Annotated in this window: 17 protein-coding genes and 1 riboswitch; of the genes, 12 read left to right on the forward strand and 5 right to left on the reverse strand. The window is 49.2% G+C overall.

The window, feature by feature from the left end:
• Window positions 1–186 precede the first annotated feature (186 nt).
• A complete protein-coding gene (locus tag ACJJIY_RS20570) occupies window positions 187–519 on the forward strand; it encodes a hypothetical protein (protein ID WP_445355986.1) in 333 nt (110 codons plus the stop codon).
• Between the two features lie 64 nt (window positions 520–583).
• On the opposite strand, the gene ACJJIY_RS20575 is transcribed toward ACJJIY_RS20570, so the two are convergent.
• Complete coding sequence (locus ACJJIY_RS20575; RefSeq protein ID WP_445358727.1) at window positions 584–1,798, reverse strand: hypothetical protein; 1,215 nt, start codon at window positions 1,796–1,798, stop codon at window positions 584–586.
• 158 nt (window positions 1,799–1,956) lie between these two features.
• Window positions 1,957–3,558, reverse strand: a complete 1,602-nt coding sequence (locus tag ACJJIY_RS20580; protein ID WP_445358728.1) for a sodium:solute symporter — start codon at window positions 3,556–3,558, stop codon at window positions 1,957–1,959.
• Window positions 3,559–3,804: 246 nt separating this feature from the next.
• On the opposite strand from ACJJIY_RS20580, the gene ACJJIY_RS20585 reads away from it, so the two are divergent.
• The 5 genes from ACJJIY_RS20585 to ACJJIY_RS20605 all read left to right on the forward strand — a co-directional run bounded on the left by ACJJIY_RS20585 (window position 3,805) and on the right by ACJJIY_RS20605 (window position 11,261).
• Complete coding sequence (locus ACJJIY_RS20585) at window positions 3,805–5,025, forward strand: ROK family protein (protein WP_445358729.1); 1,221 nt, start codon at window positions 3,805–3,807, stop codon at window positions 5,023–5,025.
• A gap of 114 nt (window positions 5,026–5,139) precedes the next feature.
• A complete protein-coding gene (locus ACJJIY_RS20590) occupies window positions 5,140–6,126 on the forward strand; it encodes a glycoside hydrolase family protein (RefSeq protein WP_445358730.1) in 987 nt (328 codons plus the stop codon).
• 353 nt (window positions 6,127–6,479) lie between these two features.
• Window positions 6,480–8,984: a TonB-dependent receptor gene (locus ACJJIY_RS20595; RefSeq protein WP_444957186.1), complete on the forward strand. Its 2,505-nt coding sequence runs from the start codon at window positions 6,480–6,482 to the stop codon at window positions 8,982–8,984.
• 198 nt (window positions 8,985–9,182) lie between these two features.
• Window positions 9,183–10,115 (forward strand): ROK family protein, encoded by a 933-nt coding sequence (locus ACJJIY_RS20600; protein ID WP_444916585.1) that lies wholly within the window; start codon window positions 9,183–9,185, stop codon window positions 10,113–10,115.
• Window positions 10,116–10,361: 246 nt separating this feature from the next.
• Entirely contained in the window at window positions 10,362–11,261 is a 900-nt protein-coding gene (locus ACJJIY_RS20605) for an alpha/beta hydrolase (RefSeq protein ID WP_445358731.1), read from the forward strand.
• A gap of 144 nt (window positions 11,262–11,405) precedes the next feature.
• On the opposite strand, the gene ACJJIY_RS20610 is transcribed toward ACJJIY_RS20605, so the two are convergent.
• The 3 genes from ACJJIY_RS20610 to pdxH form a co-directional block, all read right to left on the reverse strand.
• The gene (locus tag ACJJIY_RS20610) at window positions 11,406–12,737 is read right to left on the reverse strand and encodes an RDD family protein (protein WP_445356307.1); all 1,332 of its coding nucleotides are present in this window, start codon (window positions 12,735–12,737) and stop codon (window positions 11,406–11,408) included.
• Window positions 12,737–14,428, reverse strand: coding sequence for an Hsp70 family protein (locus ACJJIY_RS20615; RefSeq protein WP_445355979.1), 1,692 nt, complete (start codon window positions 14,426–14,428; stop codon window positions 12,737–12,739). The genes ACJJIY_RS20610 and ACJJIY_RS20615 overlap by 1 nt, the downstream gene beginning before the upstream one ends.
• Window positions 14,429–14,664: 236 nt before the next feature.
• Window positions 14,665–15,303 (reverse strand): pyridoxamine 5'-phosphate oxidase, encoded by a 639-nt coding sequence (gene pdxH, locus ACJJIY_RS20620; RefSeq protein WP_445355978.1) that lies wholly within the window; start codon window positions 15,301–15,303, stop codon window positions 14,665–14,667.
• Window positions 15,304–15,570: 267 nt separating this feature from the next.
• On the opposite strand from pdxH, the gene ACJJIY_RS20625 reads away from it, so the two are divergent.
• From ACJJIY_RS20625 to ACJJIY_RS20650, 6 genes are all read left to right on the forward strand, one after another.
• Entirely contained in the window at window positions 15,571–17,175 is a 1,605-nt protein-coding gene (locus tag ACJJIY_RS20625; RefSeq protein ID WP_445358732.1) for a 5-guanidino-2-oxopentanoate decarboxylase, read from the forward strand.
• A gap of 28 nt (window positions 17,176–17,203) precedes the next feature.
• A complete protein-coding gene (locus ACJJIY_RS20630; protein WP_444915999.1) occupies window positions 17,204–18,637 on the forward strand; it encodes an aldehyde dehydrogenase family protein in 1,434 nt (477 codons plus the stop codon).
• 65 nt (window positions 18,638–18,702) lie between these two features.
• A riboswitch (SAM-I-IV-variant riboswitch) is annotated at window positions 18,703–18,829 on the forward strand.
• A 58-nt stretch (window positions 18,830–18,887) separates the two neighbouring features.
• On the forward strand, window positions 18,888–19,103 hold the full coding sequence (locus ACJJIY_RS20635) for a hypothetical protein (RefSeq protein ID WP_108732493.1): 216 nt from the start codon (window positions 18,888–18,890) through the stop codon (window positions 19,101–19,103).
• 78 nt (window positions 19,104–19,181) lie between these two features.
• Window positions 19,182–20,381 carry a glycine C-acetyltransferase gene (locus tag ACJJIY_RS20640; protein ID WP_108732492.1) on the forward strand — a complete coding sequence of 400 codons (1,200 nt, stop codon included), beginning with the start codon at window positions 19,182–19,184 and terminating at the stop codon, window positions 20,379–20,381.
• Between the two features lie 85 nt (window positions 20,382–20,466).
• Window positions 20,467–21,492: an L-threonine 3-dehydrogenase, zinc-binding type gene (tdh, locus tag ACJJIY_RS20645; protein ID WP_445358733.1), complete on the forward strand. Its 1,026-nt coding sequence runs from the start codon at window positions 20,467–20,469 to the stop codon at window positions 21,490–21,492.
• 409 nt (window positions 21,493–21,901) lie between these two features.
• Entirely contained in the window at window positions 21,902–22,318 is a 417-nt protein-coding gene (locus tag ACJJIY_RS20650) for a hypothetical protein (RefSeq protein ID WP_444896564.1), read from the forward strand.
• The last annotated feature ends 264 nt before the right edge of the window (window positions 22,319–22,582 follow it).

The following is a 22,582-nucleotide window of genomic DNA, read 5'->3' on the forward strand; positions in this document are numbered from 1 at the left end:
ATTCACGCCATACAGATAACAGAATCAAACTACCGGTATGGGCGTGAATATTTTCCTCGAAGGGCACTTTACGACGCTGTCTACCACCTATTCTAACAATTTAATTTGCTATAGTTTTATAGGTCAGTTAACCAATACGGAGAGAATTGGTTGAATCACCTCTTATAGACTGGCAAGGAATCAAGGATGAAGCCTCTAAAATATTTACTTTTGAGTATTCCATTTACACTGCCACTTATCAGCGAAGCCGCTTGGACAGAGAGGGCGCAAATTTACTACTTAAAAGTACACTCGAACGGTGTAGATGTCAGACTTAGAGGATTTGTCAATCCAGAGACAGAGGTGAGCTGCGTGAGCAAAAACACCTTTTTTCTTATTAATGACGACTCTACCATATACAATACCAAGGTATCTTTTCTACTTTCCGCCTATATGTCCCAGAAAACTGTAAAGTTCAGTTATTACGAATGTGAAGATGATAGGATTCGCTTAGGCTCAATCCGTTTTCATGATGAATAGCAGAATCTCATATGATTGACTGACCCTTTATAATTTGGGCCAGTCAATTCTTATCAATATCAATCTAGAAAATATCCGGATCATCTATCAAACTTGCATTTTCCAACCCATAGTACTCGATCACCCAAGCATAACTCTGGTAAATTTCATAACGAGTCGGAAAGGCCCGCCCCACTTCATCCCAGCGTTTCCGCGCATTGGAATAGCTGGAACCTTTGATAACTCCTGACAACTCGAACTCATCACCATTATGGGGATTCATGACCGTTGTGGTATAGGGAACTTCAACTTCGCTATTTTCCACCATCATCCGCGCCATCATCAATCCATAGGCGGGTACATTAGATGGCATGGCATCTTTAACAGTTTCCTGGTTGCTTTTGGTCGATGTTTCCCCAACGGTCGTTGAAACACTAAAAGTCTCAGAAAAACTGAATGTAATGGAACCACTATTTTCAACAGTACCGGGAACACCGACTTTGTAGCCCTCGGTCAAGCTAACTCCAGCAGTAACCGAAATCCCCATAGTATTAGTCCAGGTATCTGTTTCACTCTTCCCGTCGGTATACCAGACTTCTGTACTATCGTTTTGGGCAATACTGCCGGAGTTCTCAAGCAATCTCTCACCAAAGAATGTCCTGGTATTGTTGGGAGTTTCCACAATCTGATCCCAATGAATCTCTACTCCAGATTCCACCAACTCCAAACGATCCGCAACGCAAGGGTAAATACTCCAAACTTTACTATCACTCGCAGTACCAGCAAATCCAACTACTGACCGGGTTTCAATACTTAGATGGTATTCCTCCCACTTGTACCAGCCATTATTACCTCCAAAGGTAATATCACGGGTTGAGTTATCAGCCATGTCTTTCAAGTAGACTCGAATCCTGGAAATATTGCCATCGCGCTTTTTATAGAAGCGCCAACCTTGAATATATTCGGTAGCACCAAGCAACTTTCGATATCCGGAGATAGTGGTTTTACCAACCTCCTCATCTCCTGCATATAAGTATTCGAGCTTTAACCCTTTGATTCTCTCATCACCGCTAAAACTGGTTATAGCGGTGATCTTGTCTCCAGGGATTCGGGTGGTGACATAGCTGTCGCACATATCGAAATCGCTACCATTCCCACTCTTACCATACTGAAATATTGTATCGTACCTTAGGGTCCCACCATTATCTGATGTGTTGAAGTACTGATCCAAAATATTTTCTGTTGCACTAATCTGCACAGAAGCCAATAAACCTAACATCACTGTGACGAAATACTTCATAGTCAACACCTTCTTTATAAGATTATTCTTTTAAACGGATACAACTATCTGAGTACAACCTTTTGTCAACTTCGTCCGTGTCCAGCCCTCCTGTATTGCCTTTATTGTTTAAGTTTTCCATCCTGTGGGGTGAAAAATAGAAGTAATCTGACTTCGCGCTACCAGAACGAGCCCACCACCAACGCAGTAGCGACAAGCAGTAGCACGGATAGAACTCGATAGTTCTGCCATAATGGCTGTGCTTTTAGGGATACAGTCTCAGTGTCAAAATCGCTTTTAGACCAAGTGAAAGACTTGGCTTCTTCGCTAATCTCAGTTGGATTAAGCAGGCTGGTAATCACCAATACCAGTGAACAGAAGACAAACAAAATTGGAGCAATATAGAGGAAATGTAAGTTTGTCCAGTCGAAGACTTCATTGACAAAAAAGAGGCCAACACCGCCCAAGGTACCTAATAGCAAAGTAGCTATAGCTCCCTTGGAGTTAGCACCACGCCAAAAGAATCCGATCAGGAAAAGTGCCAGTACAGGGGGAACTGCATAGGAAAGCACCTTCTGCAGATACTGAAATAAGGAACCAAAACTCTCAATCTGTGGTGCCCAAAGTACGGCAAGTATCATAAAGATAAAGGTAACCAGCTGACCTACACGCATTAACTGGTGCTGGTTTAGGCCCGGAAAAAACTTCCGCACAAAGTCCATGGTCACCAGCGTGGAAGCTGAATTAAGCGTGGAATCAATTTGCGACATTAGTGCAGCAACAAAACCAGCCAATACTAGCCCCAGGATACCGACAGGCAGCAGCTCAAATAGCAGAGTGGGATAAACCATATCTGCGCGCTCTAGCTCGGGGAAAATAACAATCGCCATAGTGCCAGGCAGAACCATGATAAACAGCACGGGAAGTTTGAGCAGACCGGCAAATAAGGCTCCCCAGCGGCCGTGATTAACATCTTTTGCACTGAGTACCCTTTGCACCATAAATTGGTTAGTACACCAGAAATAAAAACCCAGCAAAGTGACTCCCGTAATTAGCCCCAACCAGGGCACACTCGAATCACCGATGGGCCGTATCAGACTCAATTGTTCCGCCGAGACCTGGGATACAACATTTTCCCAACCTCCTGCGCGATCCAAGGCAAAAATACTGATCAGGATTGAACCAAATATCAGCAGCAGCGCCTGAATGGTGTCGGTATAAATAACCGCAGCCAAACCTCCACAGATGGTGTAGATACCCGCGATCACCGCCAAAATTGAAATCATGGTCCAAATTGGTAATTCAGGAAATATCAATTTCATTACCAGGGCCCCTGCATAGAGGCTACCTGCAGTATCAACCACAATATTCAGGAAAATAGTCAATCCCGAAAAATAAGTGCGCGCGGTGCTGTTAAAGCGACGCTCAAGCATTTCCGGCATCGTGTAAATACGCGAGCGAAGAATTGTGGGCAGATAGAAAACGGCAAAGAAAACCAGGATAACCGCCGCCATCCACTCATAGTTGAAGACCGCTATGCCAGTGCTGTAAGCATCTCCGGCTAAGCCGATCAAAGTGGTACTCGATATATTGGAAGCGAACAGGGATAAGCCAATCAAGGGCCATACCATTTTCCTCCCAGCCAGGAAGTAGTCCTCTGCAGTATCGTGGCGGCGACTTAGGAAGAGCCCAAGGGCGATGGTGAAAACAAAATAGACGACCAGAATGGTCGCATCGACTGGGTGAAGACCAAAATCGACCGGCATAACTTCCTCGTTCACTGCTAGCAGCGTATTTTTAGAATGATTTGCTTGAACTTGGCCAAAAATTAAATCACAGTGATTTAATTAAGTAAAGCCAAGCTTCAATAAACAAAAAAATCTATATTAATCAATAAGTTATATAAACTCGGATCTTAGTACCAACGAAGCCAATAGACTAAGTAAAGGCTTTAAAGTTACACTTTTAACAATAGAACCGGACAATCGGTGGCCGGATCAGATCACGTTTCATCTCAGGGGGCACGGATGGGTAAAGGTAGCAATTCCAGTGGTTTACGCCGCTATAACGAGCGAGTGGTGCTCACGACCCTGCGGAAGACTGGCGCAGCCTCCAAGTCCGACCTAGCGCGCCAAACTGACCTCACCGCTCAGGCGGTTACCCGGATTGTCGATGATTTGGAAAACGCAGGGCTGGTGATGCGAGAGGGGCGCCGACTGGGCGGCAAAGGCCAACCCTCGATTATGTACGTTATTAGCCCTACTGGTGCTTACTCTGTCGGCATCAAGGTGGGACGGCGCAATATCGAGCTGTTACTAATGGATTTTGGTGGCACAGTACTAAAGAAGATTTGCCACGAATTTGAATTCCCGGAGCCCGAATTTTTATTGACAAAAATTAAATCGGGCCTCCAGGCACTTACTGATACCCTACCCGCTAAAGACAGAGGGAAACTAGTGGGCGTTGGTATCGCTATGCCCTGGTTTATCGGCGCCTGGACCGAAGAGCTCAATATGAGTGAAGAACTTGCCGCCCAGTGGCAGGAAATTAATTTTGCTGAAGAAGTTGCTCAGCGCACACATCTGCCGGTCTTCTTCGAGAACGACTGTTCCGCTGCTGCTGTTGCCGAATTGCAGTTTGGCAATGGCCAGGACATATCCAATTTTCTCTACGTTTATATCGGAACCTTTATCGGTGGAGGTCTGGTATTAAATAGCAGCCTGGAAACCGGCGTCCATGGCAATGCGGGCAACCTGGTTTCCCTGCCAGTGCCCCCCTCAAAACTTAGCAGTACCCCTGAAAACCAAGGGGCATTTGAGCTACTCCTCAATCGCGCTTCACTATTTGGGCTGCGCAGACATTTACGAGAGTGCGGCATCGAAATTACCAGCACTTCCGAACTTGAAACGGTAATGGACCAGGCCCGCCCTCAGATCCAAGAGTGGCTGGACGACTGTGCAGATGCGCTGGTTTATGCATTTCTATCGGCAATCAGCGTACTGGACCTGGAGGCTATTATTGTCGATGCGCATTTACCCCGCTTTTTATTAGACGAACTGGTCGAAATGATTTCTCGCAGGATAAAGCAGGTGGCGCCTTCAGGTGTATTTGCGCCCAAAATTGTCAGTGGAAAAATTGGAGTCGACGCCATCGCCACAGGCGGTGCGATTCTGCCTTTTTACTCAATTTTTGCACCGGATAAAACAGTTCTATTAAAGGGCGGCATACCAGGAAGAATATCTACCTGATTGCGCCTTAATTGGAACCCCAGAAAAGCATAAAAATAACTCTGGGCTCCCTAAGAATAATCAAAGCAATAACTCACCGGCAAATTTCCAATCAGCACCAATGAGGTAAATATCATGGCATTTAATCTCGATAATAAATGGGTATGGGATTTTTGGTTCGCGCAGGACGGCGACCAGTACCATGTATTTTACCTTCAAGCCGATAAATCACTGGGCGATCCTGAGCTGCGCCATTGGAATGTATCTGTCGGTCATGCCGTTTCTACGGACCTTATTCATTGGACAACGCTCCAGGATGCATTAAAACCCTCACCTCGAACTGCAACCGCCAGTGAGGAAGCTGCAGACTCTTACACTACCTGGACCGGCTGTGTACACAGAGAAGGCGATACCTGGTATATGTTTTATACCGGTACTAAATATTCGGAGAAAGGCCTGATTCAGCGGGTCTGCCTGGCAACTTCCAAGGACTTATTACGCTGGGAAAAACACCCCAACAACCCCCTGGTGGAATTAGATCCCAATTTCTACGATGGCCTGAACCTTGAATATTGGCACGATGCATCCTGGCGTGACCCATGGATCTTTAAGGACCCCTCGCAGAATCTCTACCATATGTATGTCACTGCGCGCTGTAACCAGGGCAGCCCTGATGGGCGTGGCGCAGTTGGCTATGCCAGTTCAACGGACTTAATTCACTGGAAAGTGGGGCAACCGGTACTGGCTCCCGGCTGGTATGGCGAAATGGAAGTACCGCAAATTGAATACATCCATGGCCGCTACTACTTATTCTGCTCAGTATCGACAAAGTTCCACAGCGCTGCCCATCGACAATCCATGCAGGGTACACCACTGACTGGCACAAAATATTTTATCGCCGATGATCTGAATGGCCCATACGAAGTCGTTGGAGATGGCTTTATCGGCGCAGACCAGCAGGGATCACTCTATTCCGGCCGGGTTATCCAGGGGCCGGACCAACATTGGTATCTGCTGGCTTTTAATAGGGACGATGCCGAGGGCAACTTTATCGGCGGTATCTGCGACCCCAAACGCATCGAGTTTATGGGCGATGGACAACTGGGATTGGCCAAAGACTAGCAGGCAGGAATCGCAACCAAATCCTTAGGTAGATGCTCACCAGAAGCATCTACTGCCCCGTATCCCCTTCTCTCGCAACCAGTGTTACTTAGAAAGACAAGCAGCGCTGTCACCAAAAGCAAAGATAGATACCGCAAAAATCACTACTTCTCTTTGGTCTACTTATTTATTTGCTAATTCCAATGCGTAAATTCCGCAAATTTTCGTATTGCCTTTATTAAATCACAGTGATTTAATAAATGTGTTCGCGGGGAGAGGTCCCACCCATGCGGTAACAGGAAGAGAGTCTCGAGTCCGCAGAGAACGGGCCGTGAAAAATCTAATAACCATAAGAGATGATTGAGGAGAGCACCGTGATTGCAGAGGGCTTCCAAGCAGGTTCAGAGACACAGAAACACTTTAAACCACACTCCATAGCCCTGGCAGTTGCCATGGCCTCCAGCGTAGCGGTACCGGCAACAGCTGAGGAAATGCCGGAAATTGAAGAGGTGATGGTTACCGCAACCGCCCGACCGGTTACCAAGATGGAATCCAGCGTATCCGTTAGTGCACTGGACACTGAGGAAATGGCGAAGTACGCCCCGCGCTCTACCGCAGAGCTGTTCCGCAGCTTACCCGGTATTCGGGCGGAATCCTCCGGTGGGGGCGGCAATGCAAATATCACCGTTAGAGGTATTCCCCTGGCAACTGGCGGCTCCAAATATATGCAAATCCAGGAAGACGGATTGCCTGTATTAGAATACGGCGATATTAATTTCGGTAACACTGACAACTTTGTTCGCACCGACTCCTCTCTCGCACGTATAGAAAGCGTACGCGGCGGCTCTGCCTCCACCTTTGCCAGTAATTCACCTGGCGGTGTGATCAATATGATCAGCAATACCGGCGAAGAAGAAGGTGGTAATGTAGGACTTTCGTTTGGTGCGGACTACGATGAATCCCGCCTGGACTTTGGCTATGGCCACCACTTGAATGACACTTTGCGATTCTATGTCGGCGGATTTTTAAGAGAGGGAGAAGGCATCCGCGAGACCGGCTTTGATGGGGATTCCGGCGGCCAACTCAAGGCCAACCTCACCAAAGAGTTTGATAACGGTTATGTCCGCCTCTATTACAAACATCTCGATGACCGGGTAACAACTTATCTTCCTGGCCCTGTAACCTATAAGGGCGATGGTGAATTCGGCACGGTTGCCAACTTCGATGCCAGCAGCCAAACCCTACATTCCGATAATTATCGATACATTTCCACTTTTGATGCCTACGGCAATCCGGTAACCCGCGACTTATCCGACGGTATCGAATCTCTGGTGGAAGCCTATGGCTTTGAAACCAAATTCGAATTTAATGATGGCTGGACTGTTACCGACAAATTCAGAATTTCTGATGTTAGCGGCAGCTTTATTTCCCCCTTTACCGATACTTTCGGCGATTACGGACCACAATCCACACAGGATATGGCTGATACCATTTGTGCAAATGCCGTAGGCAGTAGCGGAGAGGCCATAGACTGTAGCGCCGGCACAACGGTGACTTATGCCAATGGTGAAGAGGCCGAAGGCCTCGCCTATGTCGACCTGCTCTTTGATACAGAAATACACGATTTGGGTCTGATAGTTAACGACTTTAAAGTCGACAAATTAATTGGCGATAATATTGTTGTTTCCGGTGGGTTCTATTACTCCAACCAAAATATCAAAACCAGCTGGAATAGTTGGAATGCCCTAGTTCAAACTGTTGACGGCAGCAATTCTGAAAACCTCACCATAACTGCCAATGCCAACGGAGATGTACTGGTAGATGATGGGGTCTGGTCTGCAAGCTTTCTTTCCTGGGCCTGGGACCTGGAATATGAAACTTATGCACCCTATATGAATGTGGCGATCGACATCGGCGACTTTACCTTCGATGTCAGTGCCCGCCACGATATGGTCAATGCCAAAGGCTCCCTGGTTTCCAGCTGCTGCGGTGGTGATACAGACTACGATCTGAATGGCGATGGTATTATCAGCGATGTGGAAAGTGCTAGCGCTTCCGATGCCTTTGGATTCACCGGCGGCGTCATCACAATGGCCAATGGATCCACCCAGCTCGTTGACTACGATGCAGACAACACCTCTTTCTCTCTCGGTGGAAATTATATTCTCAACGACAGCATGGCTATTTTTGCCCGCTACAGCGAGGGTGGTCGAGCAATTGCCGATCGGCTTCTACAAATTAGCGGCGCCCTCAACAGTGACGGAAGCCTAACCGACACCACCGATGGCTTCGACTCTGTGGACCAGCTGGAAATTGGATACAAACTCTCAACCGGCGATCTGGATTTCTTTGCAACTTACTTCAATACGGTCACTGAAGAGACCAATGCAGAAATCACTAGCGGCTTAACGTTTGTACGCGAGTATGAAGCCCAAGGAATCGAGCTGGAAGCAGCCTACAGTTATGGAGACTTTTCCGTAAATGGAAACCTCACCTGGACCGACGCCGAAATTTCAAAAGATGCCAACGACAGTTCTGTCGTAGGTAATACGCCGCGCCGCCAAGCAGATTTCATTTACACGATTACACCGCAATATAACTTTGGCGATGACTTTACATTTGGTGCAAGCCTCCAAGGGTCTACAGAATATTTTGTTTCTGACTCCAACCAGTTGAAACAGGAAGGTTATGTCCTGGTCAATCTGTTTGGTTCTTATTACCTGACAGAAGACCTTACCGTTTCCTTTAATGTAAACAACCTAACCGATGAATTTGTTGTTACCGAAGTTGAAGAGTCTTACGCAGAAGTTGGAGACATAGTACGCGGACGGGCTATCAGTGGCCGCTCCACCAGCGTCAGTTTCAATTACGCTTTTTGATCGTTGTTCTTCCCTACTCTAGTAAGTGGTTTGCAGTTCTGCCCATAGCTTTGCAAACCCCGAGCGTCTGGCCCCCACCGGCGCTCGGTTTTTTTCTTTAAGAAACAATATAACCAGCTATAAACTATCAGTAGTGTAATTTCGGAAACCATCAACTGATAATACGAATAACTTATGTAACCCGGGGAGCGGATTAGGATGGAAATGCAAGGCAATGCGGTAGATACCTTGCTCGGCGGAATTGAAGCCGGTGGTACCAAATTTAACTGTGTGGTAGCCGCTGGGATTAATGACATCCGTGAGCGAGCCAGCTTCCCAACCACCGATCCAGAACATACGCTATCCAAGGTCGCTCAGTTTTTTCACGAAAGCAGTCAGCGCCACGGCACTGTTTCTGCGCTGGGCATAGCCAGCTTTGGTCCGGTAAACCTGGACCCAGAATCCGCCTACTATGGCTATATCACCCAAACACCTAAAGCTGGCTGGTCCAATACCAATATGGCTGGCTACTTCAGCCAAGCCCTGTCGGTACCAGTTGCTTTCGATACAGATGTTAATGGCGCCGCCCTTGGAGAGCACCTCTGCGGCGCCGCTACAGATGTTAAGAACTTTGTCTACGTCACCATCGGTACCGGTATCGGCGCCGGTATTATGATCGACGGGCAGCTGATCAATGGATCTATGCACCCGGAAATTGGGCATATGTTGATGCCTAGAGACAGCCAAAAGGATTCTTTTAAAGGCAACTGCCCATTTCATAACAACTGCCTTGAAGGACTGGCCTCAGGTCCTGCGATAGAGGAGCGTTGGGGACTGCGTGGCCAACACCTGGAACAACACCACCCGGCCTGGGACCTGGAGGCGGAGTATCTGGCCACTATGTGTGTCAACCTTACCAGCTGCTACTCACCACAGCGGATCATACTGGGGGGTGGAGTGATGATACAGGCGCACCTATTCAATCGCATAAGACAAAAATTCCTAGCCTTAGCCGGTGGTTACTTTCCCCAAGTCTCAGAAAGTAATATTGAACGGTATATCGTTGCACCAAAACTAGTGGGAAGGTCCGGTGAAATCGGCTCTCTGCGGATGGCCCAGCACCTATACAACACTAAAAACGTCATTGCCTAAACCAAGGAGGGGACATCCCCTTCCCGCCCATCTTCTTTTCAGTGGACGTGGTTCCCACGCACAATGTCCCTATTTCTGTGATCACGACCACTTCTTGGGCAAAAACTTGCTATGCAGAGTGATTCCTGCGGCAGTAACCCCCTCCCCAGCTAGCGATTCCCATTATCTATCTGTTAGGCTTTCATATAGATACCTCTAGTAAGCAGGGCGATAACAGGTAAGTTTCAGCGCCCCTCAGGGATAGCAATGAAAATAATTAGATTATTAGTGATAGGTATTCTTAGTGCCTTTTGCCAGCTGGCAGTGGCCGGCAGTGCCGAACCCACAACTTTCACCCGCCCGGGGATACTGTCCTACAACTTTTACTCTGATTTACTAGAGCGTGAGTACATTATTGACATAATGCTGCCTCTCTCGTACACCCCGGAAAACACCGATCGCTATCCAGTCATTTATATGACCGATGGCTTTCTGCATTTCCCTATGACAGCCCCTAACCTTCTTCAGGAACAGGTTCCCGATGAGTTTGGCAATGTCAAAATGCCCCCTGTAATTCTGGTAGGTATCTCCCACGCTTTTGACAGCCCGAATTTTTCTCAGCGAGTAATGGATTTCACCCCCGTGCCTGGTGTGATCAAAGGTGCCGAACTCGGTGGAGGCGCCGATCACTTTCTTGAGTTTATCGAAGAGGAACTCAAACCCTTTATCAATAATAATTTTAAAGGTAACGAAGAAGACGAAACCCTAGTGGGCCATTCCCTGGGTGGGCTTCTGGCTCTCCATGCACTTTTTAACCACACCAATAGCTTTGACCGATATGTTATTGGAAGCCCCAGTATTTGGTGGGCTGATAAGCAAATTTTAGATAGTGAATTGGCCTATGCAGAACGCAATGCCGATTTGGGAAAAAGTGTGTATTTATTTATTGGTGGTGAGGAGACTTGCAGTGAAATCGACTCAGTTTGTGCAGTAAAAGACTTTTCTCAACTAGTAAAAAGACTGAAGTCCCGTAACTACAATAGCCTTACCCTAAGAAAACGTGTGTTTGATAACGAGAATCACGGTAGTGTTGTTAATCCAGGCTATGATCGAGGGATAGAGAAAGCCTTTAAAGCAAAGCTTATTCCGCGAAAGTACTCCTTTTAAATAAAAAATTCAAATTCATTTAACTAAGAGTTTTCGGAGAAATCTAGCTATATTCAAGCACCAGCCTCTTAAACATACAAGTCAACTTACATTAAGAAGTACTTATAGATAAGGGAAGAGCGGGAACCAATCCCCGCTCCAAAGCTAAGCTTTTCTCAAACGGCGTAAATGCTCTTCATGAGTCTTACGCATATTAATAACATAAGTGCGACTTAACCGATCATGCAATAATTTGTTAACCAGGAAGAAGTTGATAATCCATGCAAAAAGCCCAAATGCACTAGTGAAAGCAAAGCTCACAGTTCTCCAAAGCCCTCGCAAGTATCCAATCCGCCCAAATTTTTGACTGGTTACTCGATAGCCCATTATATACTTGCCAGGTGTTGCCTGAAGTTTGGAACACTCAAACAACCAAGCAAATAACAGGTAGGCTCCAAAACAAAAAGGTATGACTTTTGCGGCTGCTACAGCTTCCGGCAATCCAAAGATTTTCATCATCGCCGCAGTTGCAAGAGAGCCTACGGCCATATAAGTCATAACCAAGTCTAAAAAGAATGCAACGCCTCTAGGTACAACATCACCAAAAAAGTACTTTTCATAGCGCTCTTCAAATTCAGCCTCACTTTGTGCCTCTACCTTGCCCCCGCCACGAAGCCCTTGCAAAGGATCAATACGGGACTCATGGACTTCCAAGCTATTAAATATGCTATTGCACAACTTCTCGTCAAGCGCTTGGTAGAGGTAAGACGCATTCCCTCGCCAATCGAACAGCTGGTCACAGTACTGCAGGATGTTCGGCGTTACTTGTGGGCGAAACCTTGCGGATTTCCCCCCCTCTACAGCATTTTGATTAAATTGAGCAAAGCGTTCAAATACAGAAAGACCTAAGTTCCAATTATACTCCTCATCCAGCATATAGGGACTCTTGGTGAGAAAGTCCCAACTCCTCTCCAGGCTCATTTCCAAGTGATTATTGAGCATCTCATCAACTTGCTTAAGCACCCGCCGAAATTCTTCAATACGCAAATCTCTATCCGGATCTTGCGCTTCCCGAGATTCACTTGTCTGCGTATCAGGGGATACACCTTCGCTCTGTTCCAAGGGGTCAGAAACGCCCTCTTTCTTCGCTGGGTGTTCTTCAGCTGCAAGCGGAGTTGACACTTCATCAGTGGAAGGCCGCACTTCTACTTCCTGCGCCCCTTCTAATACAGCTATCCTTTCACTGTTAACCTTCTCATGGCTTGTATTTCCCGCCTGCCCAAGTGAAGGAGTTTCCAAGGAGGCTTCCGCATGCCCGGCAGTCTCCTCTTGCAATTGCTCAGCCAGCTTCAATGCTTGCTTATAAGCTGTATGAAGTGCCTGGAATTCTTCCGGCTTTTCATCTGGGCGGGTTTGCTTTAGTTTTTTTGCATAAGCGCGCTTAATCGCCCGAGCATCAGTGATGGGGTTAATTTCAAGAATGGCCCAGGGATTCATCAAATCCAATCCTCACCATCCAAGCGATCCAGAATTTCACTAACCTCAGTTCGAGCCTTAATAATTTCTGTAGGGTTTTGCCTTTCTAGGACGCTATCAAAGGATGACAGTAATTTGGCAATATACTCACGCTGCTCGCCAAGACTGGATTCATACAAGCGCTCACCACGAGCAATGATTGCCTGGTTTTTTTCATCTTCACGGGGGTGAAATTTCAGTTTTGCCAGTTTTTGCAGGGCTTCAGCCTTTTGTACATCGGTGAGAGCTCCCGGCGTAAACTCGATTAACTTGTTGAAGGTTTTACCCGTGGAGACCACGGTCACATCCACTTCCAAAAGCCCATTCATATCGTAGGTATAGCGAATATCTGCCGCTTCTTCCCCTTTAGGCTTTTTCGGCACAGGAACCGTCATCTCACCCAGGTACACATTTTTAGATACCAGGCGATTCTCTCCTTGGTATACGTCTACACAAAGTTGGGTTTGATCATCCCGAGCAGTCCACACTCGCCTTACAACACTGACTGGTACAACCGTGTTGCGCTCGATAATAGGCATAAAGTAGGCACCGAGCTGCGGATTATCTTCATTGATAACACCCGTTCCCAAGGTGTAAGGGCATACATCAGTCAGAACAATATCATCCAGTGCTGAGTTCTTTTCTTTTAAGCCAGCCTGAATAGCCGCCCCCATCGCAACGACAGTGTCCGGGTCCAAATGACAAGATGGCAGACGGCCAAACATTCGACCAACCATTGAACGAAACTGGGCCATGCGCGTCGAACCGCCAACCAATACCACTTCATCAATTTTCTGTGGGGGCAAATCAGCATCACGCATTGCCCGCTCAATTGGCCGCTTCGCTCTTAACAACAGAGGTGTGCTGAGTTTCTCAAACCACTCTGGAGTCACCTGGAATTGCAGGGAGCGTCCATCAAGTTGTAATTCAAGTTTTTGCTCAGGCAGCTGGCTGACTCGACGTTTGGCGCTTTCCATTTGCATATATAAGTTTTGCAAATCGCGAGGGCTTAAAGCCTCTTTCTTAATATCAAACTCAGCCAGGACATCATCGATCATTGCCTCAACGAAATCCTCTCCACCAAGGAAGTTGTCTCCGGCACTGGCATGAACTTCCATAATGCCATCGAAAAATTCCAGGATGGAAACATCGAAGGTGCCACCCCCAAGATCTAAAATAAGGAAGTTTCCTTCGCGCTTGTCATGTAAACCGTAAGCAATGGCAGCCGAAGTTGGCTCGTTAATAAGGCGCTCTACTTTTAATCCCGCAAGCTCTCCTGCCAACTTAGTGGCATGGCGCTGATTATCATTAAAATAAGCTGGGACACTGATTACCGCTTCGGTTACCTCTTCACCAAGAAAAGTTTCAGCATCTTCTTTGAGCGCACGTAAAACTAACGAGGAGAGTTCTGTTGCACTAAATTTCTGTTTCCCCAGGGAAACTTTGTGGTCAGTGCCCATCAAGCGCTTAAACGCAGCCACAGTGGTACTACTGTGGTTAATAAGACGCTCTTTAGCCGTTTTGCCGACTAGCAGAGTGCCAGAATCATCAAGCCCCACAACTGACGGGGTCAAAATTTCACCCAAACGGTTGGGGATTAGTTTTACCCCCTCGTCGGTCAGTACCCCGCAAGCACTATTAGTGGTTCCCAAGTCGATACCAATAATGGCCATATTTCCCCTACCTACCCTTGGATTCGAATTGCAAAAACGATCGAATCTTTATAATTTTTAATACAATAGTTTTAGCTATATTTATGGCGCATTATTCTAAGCGGCCTTGACCACAAATTGCCAGATAAGACACCGCTATAAAACAATATCAGGGGATAGGTACTCACAAAGTGAAGCGTGATTAAGCGGTTAGTTGTGGCCCAAAGGGCTGAGCCACGAAAAGATAAATATAATAATTAGGGGGCGCGACGTTCTATATTCCAGTTTCCGTTTTCTTCACAACGATAAATAAAACGATCGTGCAATCTATTTTCACCCCCTTGCCAAAACTCAACAGCATTGGGCACTACACAGTAACCGCCCCAAAATTCTGGCAATGGAATTGTTTTACCGGCAAAGCGAGCCTTCTCTTTATCAAACTGCTGCTCCAGTTCCTCCCTGGACGAAAGCGGCCGGCTCTGGTGCGAAGCCCACGCGGCCAACTGGCTATCCAGGGGGCGCGACTGGAAATAGGCCTCTGCCTGCTCGCGGGAAACAGGTTCCACCTTCCCATAAACAATCACCTGCCGCTCGAGACGGCACCAGGGAAACAACAGCGACACCTGAGGGTTAACGGCCATATCTCGGGCCTTGTCACTCTGTAAATTGGTATAGAAAACGAAACCCTTCTCATCGAAGCCTTTCAGCAAAACAATCCGCTGCGAGGGGTGCCCGTCCGCGTTAGTGGTGGCAAGACACATGGCGCTGGCATCAACTAATTCTGCTTCAACAGCTTCTGCAAGCCACTTGCGAAACTGCTCCACGGGGGTCGGCTTCAATTCAGAGCGCCTTAAACCACCCATTTGGTATTCCCGACGCCATTGATCGATTTCCATGGTGATACTTCCTCGGTTGTTCTAGCTCAAAGTTTATTCAGCGAAGTGCCGGAAGGCTATTGTGCGGCAGCCACCTCGTCAAATTCCTCAAAATCTACTGGCAGGCAAAGTAACCCAAGCGTACAAAGTTTCCTGCCGCAGTGCCGGGTGAATCTCAATTTTCCTGCGATATTGCCTGTGAAGGTGCAGACTCTGCGGGTGCTTGCACGGCTTTTGGTGGGCCGCTAGGCTCACTGCATTTTTACACGAATAAGGAAAATGGTGCTTATGTTCTCTGCGCCCACATGCGCCCAGGTGCTGATGCGCCTGCTGCGCGAATACCAGGTAGAAAAAGTTTTCGGGATTCCCGGCGTACATACCATTGAACTGTATCGCGGCCTGCCCGGTAGCGACTTGATGCATATCACGCCAAGGCATGAGCAGGGCGCCGCCTTTATGGCAGACGGTTATGCCCGTGCCAGCGGCAAACCCGGTGTCTGTTTCCTGATCACTGGGCCGGGGCTGACCAACGCAGCCACTGCGATGGCGCAAGCTTACTCAGACTCAATTCCTATGCTGGTTATTTCCGCCGTCAATCGCCGGGAAGACCTTGGCATGGGCCGTGGGCGCCTGCATGAGCTACCCCGCCAAAGCGATGCCAGTCGAGGCTTCTGTATCTGGCAGCACACCCTGACCCAGGCAGAACAACTACCGGAAGTGATGGCACGGGCATTCCAGCTGTTGCAGTCCAGCCGCCCCGGCCCTGTCCATATCGAAATCCCTATCGATTTATTCCCGGCGCCTATGTCCGGCAATCTGGACGATTACCGCGCGGCACCCAATGCCATGGTACCGGCAGCCAACGCGACAGCTATCGCGACTGCTTCCCAGTGGCTGCAAGCTGCCGAACGCCCGGTGATTCTCCTGGGCGGTGGCGCGCAATCTGCTGGAAAAGCGGCAACACAGGTATCAGAAAAAATTGCAGCTCCAGTCTTCCTGTCTCTGGCCGCCAAAGGCGTTGTCGATGAAAGACTTCCTCTGTGTGGCGGAGCCAATCTCAGTTTCGACTGCGTGCGTGAGCGAGTAGAAGCTGCCGATGTGGTCTTGGCCGTTGGCACAGAGCTTTCGGAAACCGATCGCAATCTGGTGAAAGAGGATTACGCTTTCTCAGGCAAGCTGATCCGCATCGACATTGATCCGGCTCAACTGGTTTGTAACGCCCAGCCGGACCTGGCCATCTGCGCGGATGCAGCAGAAAGCCTTCAGCAATTAAGCGAAGCCCTGGTTCAGTGCGAAGAGAGCTCAAAACAGCGCGCAGAAGAGGAAGTTTCACAATTAATCAGTAACTGCCGCAAAGAGTGGTGGGAAGGTTCAGAGGAGCGCTTCCCTTGGGTTGAAGCTCTGCGCGAAGCCCTGCCCGATGAGGGAATTCTGGTTACCGACTCCACACAACTGGCCTATAACACTAACCACGCCTTGCCGCTGTACCACCCTCGCAGCCATATTACCTGCACCACCGGTTACGGCACGCTGGGCTTTGCCCTGCCCGCCTCGATCGGGGCCAAGTTGTCCAGCGAGCGGGATGTAGTTGCCTTGATTGGCGATGGAGGCCTGATGTTTACTCTCGGTGAACTGGCCGTTGCAGTAGAACAGCAACTGCCCCTGCCAATACTGGTTTGGAATAACAGCGGGTATGGAGAGATTCGCGACTTTATGGATGCCGCAGAAGTACCTCAAGAAGGTGTTAACCTTCGCACTCCGGATTTTGTTGCACTGGCAAAATCTTTTGGCGCTGAAGGTTGTCGCATCGACAAACCACAGCAATTAGCTACGGCAGTCGCAGAAGCCCTGCAACGCAAAACACCAACAATTATCGAAATCACCGCCCCTTGAACTGGCGCGAAGCAAACGGAAGCGTGACATGACAGATTTCAGCAAGTTGCATACCGACAAACTGTTTATCAATGGTGAGTGGCGCGAGCCCCTTGGCACCAGTTCCCATCCTGTAATTAACCCCGCCACTGAGGAAATGATTTGCCAGGTGGTAGAAGGCTCTGCTGAGGATGTGGATATTGCCGTTGCCGCTGCCCGCAGCGCCTTTCGCAAGTGGCGCCATACCAGCGCAGATCAGCGCTCAGCACTGCTAAATGCCATTGCTGACGGTATGGAAGAACGCAAGGAAGACTTGATCCAGGCGATCTCACAAACCTTGGGTTGCCCCGCCCATATCACCCGTTGGCTGCATGTGGATGGCCCTATCTACGCCATGCGTTACTACGCCGGTCGCACTTCAATCATGGAAGAGACCGAAAAGGCGGCCCACTCGGTATTAATCCGGGAGCCGATTGGCGTGTGTGGCTTTATTACCCCCTGGAATTATCCTCTGCACCAATTTGTCGGCAAAGTAGCGCCAGCCCTCGCAGCAGGCTGCACCATGATTACCAAGCCTTCGGAAACCACTCCGCTACAGGATTTCGTCATGGCGGAGATTATCGAAGCAGCCGGTGTTCCTGCAGGCGTATTTAACCTGATCCCCGGTGCTGGCTCAGTCGTCGGTGCAGAGCTGTCATCGCACCCGGGAATCGATATGGTGTCCTTTACCGGCTCCACCCGTGCAGGCGTTGAAGTTGCCAAGGCTGCAGCGCCCACAGTTAAAAGGGTAACCCAGGAGCTGGGTGGTAAATCGCCTCTGATTATCACCCCGGACGCGGATCTCAAAGCAGCGGTTCGCTGGGGCTGCGAAGATGTATTCATCAACAGTGGCCAAACCTGCACCGCACTCACTCGTATGCTGGTTCCCGCTGAGCACTATGAAGAGGCGGTGGAAGTTGCCAAGCAGGTGGCTGAAGAAGTGGCCATGGGCACTGATGCCAATGCCTTTATGGGTCCCCTATCCTCCGCTCGCCAACTGGAAATCGTGCGCGGCTACATCAAGAAAGGGATCGAAGAAGGTGCCCGCCTTGTGACTGGCGGCCTCGATCTACCCACCGAACTGGATAAAGGCTTCTATGTGAAACCCACGGTATTTGCCGACGTTCACAACGATATGGCCATTGCCCGGGAAGAAATCTTTGGCCCGGTGACCTGCCTGATCCCCTACAAGGATATGGATGAAGCCGTCGCCATTGCCAATGATACCGAATACGGTCTGTCCAGTGGCGTATGGGCTAAAGACGCCGAAAGCGCCATGCCTATCGTTCGTCGCATTGAAGCGGGCCTGTGCTTTGTCAACGGCGGTGAGTTTAACTACGACGCCCCCTTCGGCGGTTACAAGCGCTCCGGCAACGGACGCGAGTTTGGTGAGGCCGGTCTCGGTGAGTTTATCGAACTGAAATCCGTGCAGCTTCCCGCATAAACTTCTGCACCGCCCTCTAATGGGGGCGGTACTGTTGACTGCTAATCCCCTCCCCGTTATCTTTGCTCGCACATCACGAGAGTGGCTGACGCCAACGCCAACCTGCCGACCGGGGCAAGGTGGTTCTCTCTCTGCGGCACACAAGGCCTGCGGGGAGGATGGGGCTCTACCAGAGCAAACCAACCGGATTAGCGAACATCACTTCGCCGCTTCCACGTCAGTCCTCCATAGTTTTACCATTGGAGGGACCATGTCCGAATCACCGTTTTCCAGTAAAGACATTATCGAAATTCAAATTGCCAGCCAAAGAAGCCACACGGCAGTACGCGCGGTGAGAAGAGGTGATCGTCAGTTGTTGTGGCAACTACTGTTCGACACTGCCGAAGAGGCATTAAAATTTGCCACCAGTTGCCGCGCCAGTGAGCACCCTATTTCGGCCCATGAGGCCTGTGAACTGGCGGGATAAAGTAGAACCAACAGGCGCCGCGAGCTCGCGCCCGTTACCCTGTGCCAAGAGCACCCGACAGGAGCTAAAAACAATACCATGTCAAAGCCAGAACAATTCTTTGAGCACCTGCGCAGCGAACTCAAACAGATCGATGCAGACGGCCTGTACAAACGCGAGCGGATTATTACCTCCCAGCAGGCCGCTGAGATCCAGGTGAACAACGACACCCAGGTACTGAATTTTTGTGCAAACAACTACCTGGGCCTGGCCAACCACCCGGACTTGATTGAAGCGGCCAAAGAAGGGCTCGAACAGTACGGCTTCGGCATGGCATCGGTGCGCTTTATCTGCGGCACCCAGGACATTCACAAAGCGCTGGAATCGCGCCTGTCTGAGTTCCTGCAAACCGAAGACACCATTCTTTACACCTCCTGCTTCGACGCCAATGGCGGCCTGTTTGAAACTCTGCTGGGCCCGGAAGATGCCATCATATCCGACTCCCTCAACCACGCCTCCATCATCGACGGCGTGCGCCTGTGTAAAGCCAAGCGCTACCGCTACGCCAACAACGATATGGCGGAACTGGAGAAGCAGCTACAGGCCGCAGACGCCGCTGGCGCCAAGACCAAACTGATCGCCACCGACGGCGTTTTCTCTATGGACGGAGTTATCGCCAACCTCAAAGCCGTGTGCGACTTAGCCGACCAATACAATGCCCTGGTAATGGTGGACGACTCCCACGCAGTGGGCTTCCTCGGAGACCACGGCCGTGGCACCCATGAATACTGCGATGTGATTGACCGCGTCGATATTATTACCGGCACCCTGGGCAAGGCCCTGGGCGGCGCTTCCGGCGGCTTTACTTCTGGTCGCAAGGAAATTATCGATATGCTGCGCCAGCGTTCGCGCCCCTATCTGTTCTCCAACTCCGTAGCCCCAGCGATCGTCACCGCCTCCCTGAAGGTGTTGGATATGCTGACTGAAGGCGGCGAGCTGCGTGAACAACTCCGCGACAACTCCGCTTACTTCCGCAAGCGCATGTCTGAAGCAGGCTTTACCCTGGCCGGCGCCGACCACCCGATCATCCCCGTGATGATTGGCGATGCTGCGCTGGCGCAGAAAATGGCTGACAAGATGCTGGAGCGCGGCATCTACGTAGTGGGCTTCTTCTATCCGGTAGTGCCCAAGGGCCAGGCCCGCATCCGCACCCAGATGTCCGCCGCCCACACCCGCGAGCAGCTCGACCAGTGTATCGATGCCTTCATTGAAGTTGGCCGCGAACTGAATATTATCTAAACCAAACAGCGGTGCTGATACGGTAATTCTCACAAGGAATTCACCGGAGCGGCACCGCGCCCTGCCATTTGTAGTTTTAAAAACAATGAAAGCACTATCCAAGCTGAAATCTGAAGTGGGAATCTGGCTTACCGATGTGGAAATCCCCACACCGGGCCACAACGACCTGCTGATCAAGATTCACAAAACCGCGATTTGCGGTACCGACATGCATATCTACAACTGGGATGAATGGTCTCAAAAGACGATTCCTGTCCCTATGGTGGTTGGTCACGAATATGTGGGTGAAGTTGTCGGTATGGGACAGGAAGTTGCAGGTTTCCAGGTGGGCGACCGTGTTTCCGGTGAAGGCCATATTACCTGTGGCCACTGCCGCAACTGTCGCGCCGGCCGCCGCCACTTGTGCCGCAACACTCACGGTGTCGGTGTAGACCGCCCCGGAGCTTTTGCCGAGTATCTGGTAATCCCCGCGCTCAATGCCTTCAAGATCCCGGATAACATTTCTGACGATCTCGCCTCTATTTTCGACCCCCTCGGTAATGCGGTACACACGGCCCTGTCTTTCGACCTGGTAGGCGAAGATGTACTGATTACCGGCGCCGGCCCTATCGGTATTATGGCCGCAGCAGTCGCCAAACATGTTGGCGCACGCCATGTAGTTATCACCGATATCAATGAATACCGCCTGGACCTGGCACGCAAGATGGGCGCCACCCGTGCCGTAAACGTTGCCAAGGAAAACCTCAGCGATGTGATGAACGAGCTGGGAATGAGCGAAGGCTTTGATGTTGGCCTGGAGATGTCCGGCGTACCCGTCGCCTTCCGCGATATGATCGCGGCGATGAACCACGGAGGCAAAATTGCCATGCTCGGTATCCCTGCAGGTGAAATGGCGATCGACTGGGGGCAGGTTATTTTTAAAGGCCTGATGATCAAAGGCATTTACGGCCGTGAGATGTTTGAGACCTGGTACAAAATGGCCAGCCTGATTCAATCCGGCCTGGATTTAACCCCAATTATTACTCACCAGTTTTCAATCGATGACTTCCAACAAGGCTTCGATACCATGGGATCTGGTGAATCCGGTAAGGTTATCCTGAACTGGAAATAAGTCCCAATGGCTGCGGAATCATCCGCAGCCATTCTCCCTGCCCTCAATTTACTCCCCCCCCTACCCCAAAATATCTTTGCGTTACCTGCCAGCTTCTACACATTTGCAGTTGCTACAGCTTAAACAATTAGCGACTGAAATAGATCTTCTAAAACTTCGATTATTTTTTCAAAATCATGGGTCATTAGGTTCCAGCCGACCTAACACACGATTCATTCAGCATCCCTGAAGCCTATTTTTACTGTACATCTTTATATTTATAGCGCCTGAACCTGGTACGATCGGACAGGATCGCTACCACATTCTACTCCTACATAGGTCTTCCGGTTTTTACTCCAATTGATTCCAAGATAACAATCGGGATAATAAAGATCAGATTTACTGCGGCACAAATGTTAAAAGTAAGAACATGAAACTATATTTAACTTTGACATTACTTCTTTTTACACCATTTGTCATAGCAGATGAAAACCTCTTCTATGTGGGAACTTGGCAATCAAATGAAAAAAAGACTTTAGCCAGCATGAACAGCGTGGAGGACATACCCGAGAAAACCCAAATGCTCTTCCGCTCCAATTTCTTTGGGCGTCTCGTGAATGTAGTTCGAGTAGATTCGTTTGCAACTTACATCATAGGGGAAAAGCCGGAGGTATTGACATTTTCATCACATACGATCGAAGTCTTGAGTGCCGATACGATTCGTATCACATATTACGACGAACTCTCCACTTCTGATGAGACACGGATTTTAAAATACGAAAATAACTGCTACTCATTGCCGGTAACAAAATGGGAGTTTAGAGAATATTTTTGTCGTGTTGAATAAGACTCGCAACAAGCAGAGGTATACTCGTGTACTTCGAGTAATCGATCTCAGCTTCACTCCGCCATACTTTGGGAAGTTACACTTAGAGTGACTCTGAATAGCTCCATAATACCCCTGCGGATCTTGAAGGCTGCAGACGTTAGGCACAGCTCACCGAAAATGACCTGGTTGAAACGCAGCAGCTGTGGCATTCAACCCCCACCCTTCTGGGCCTACAGATTTGTTCAGAGGCTCCATAAGTAGTCATCCAGTATGATCAAATAC

The sequence above is a fragment of the Microbulbifer maximicatervae (SeqCode) genome (assembly GCF_052468155.1).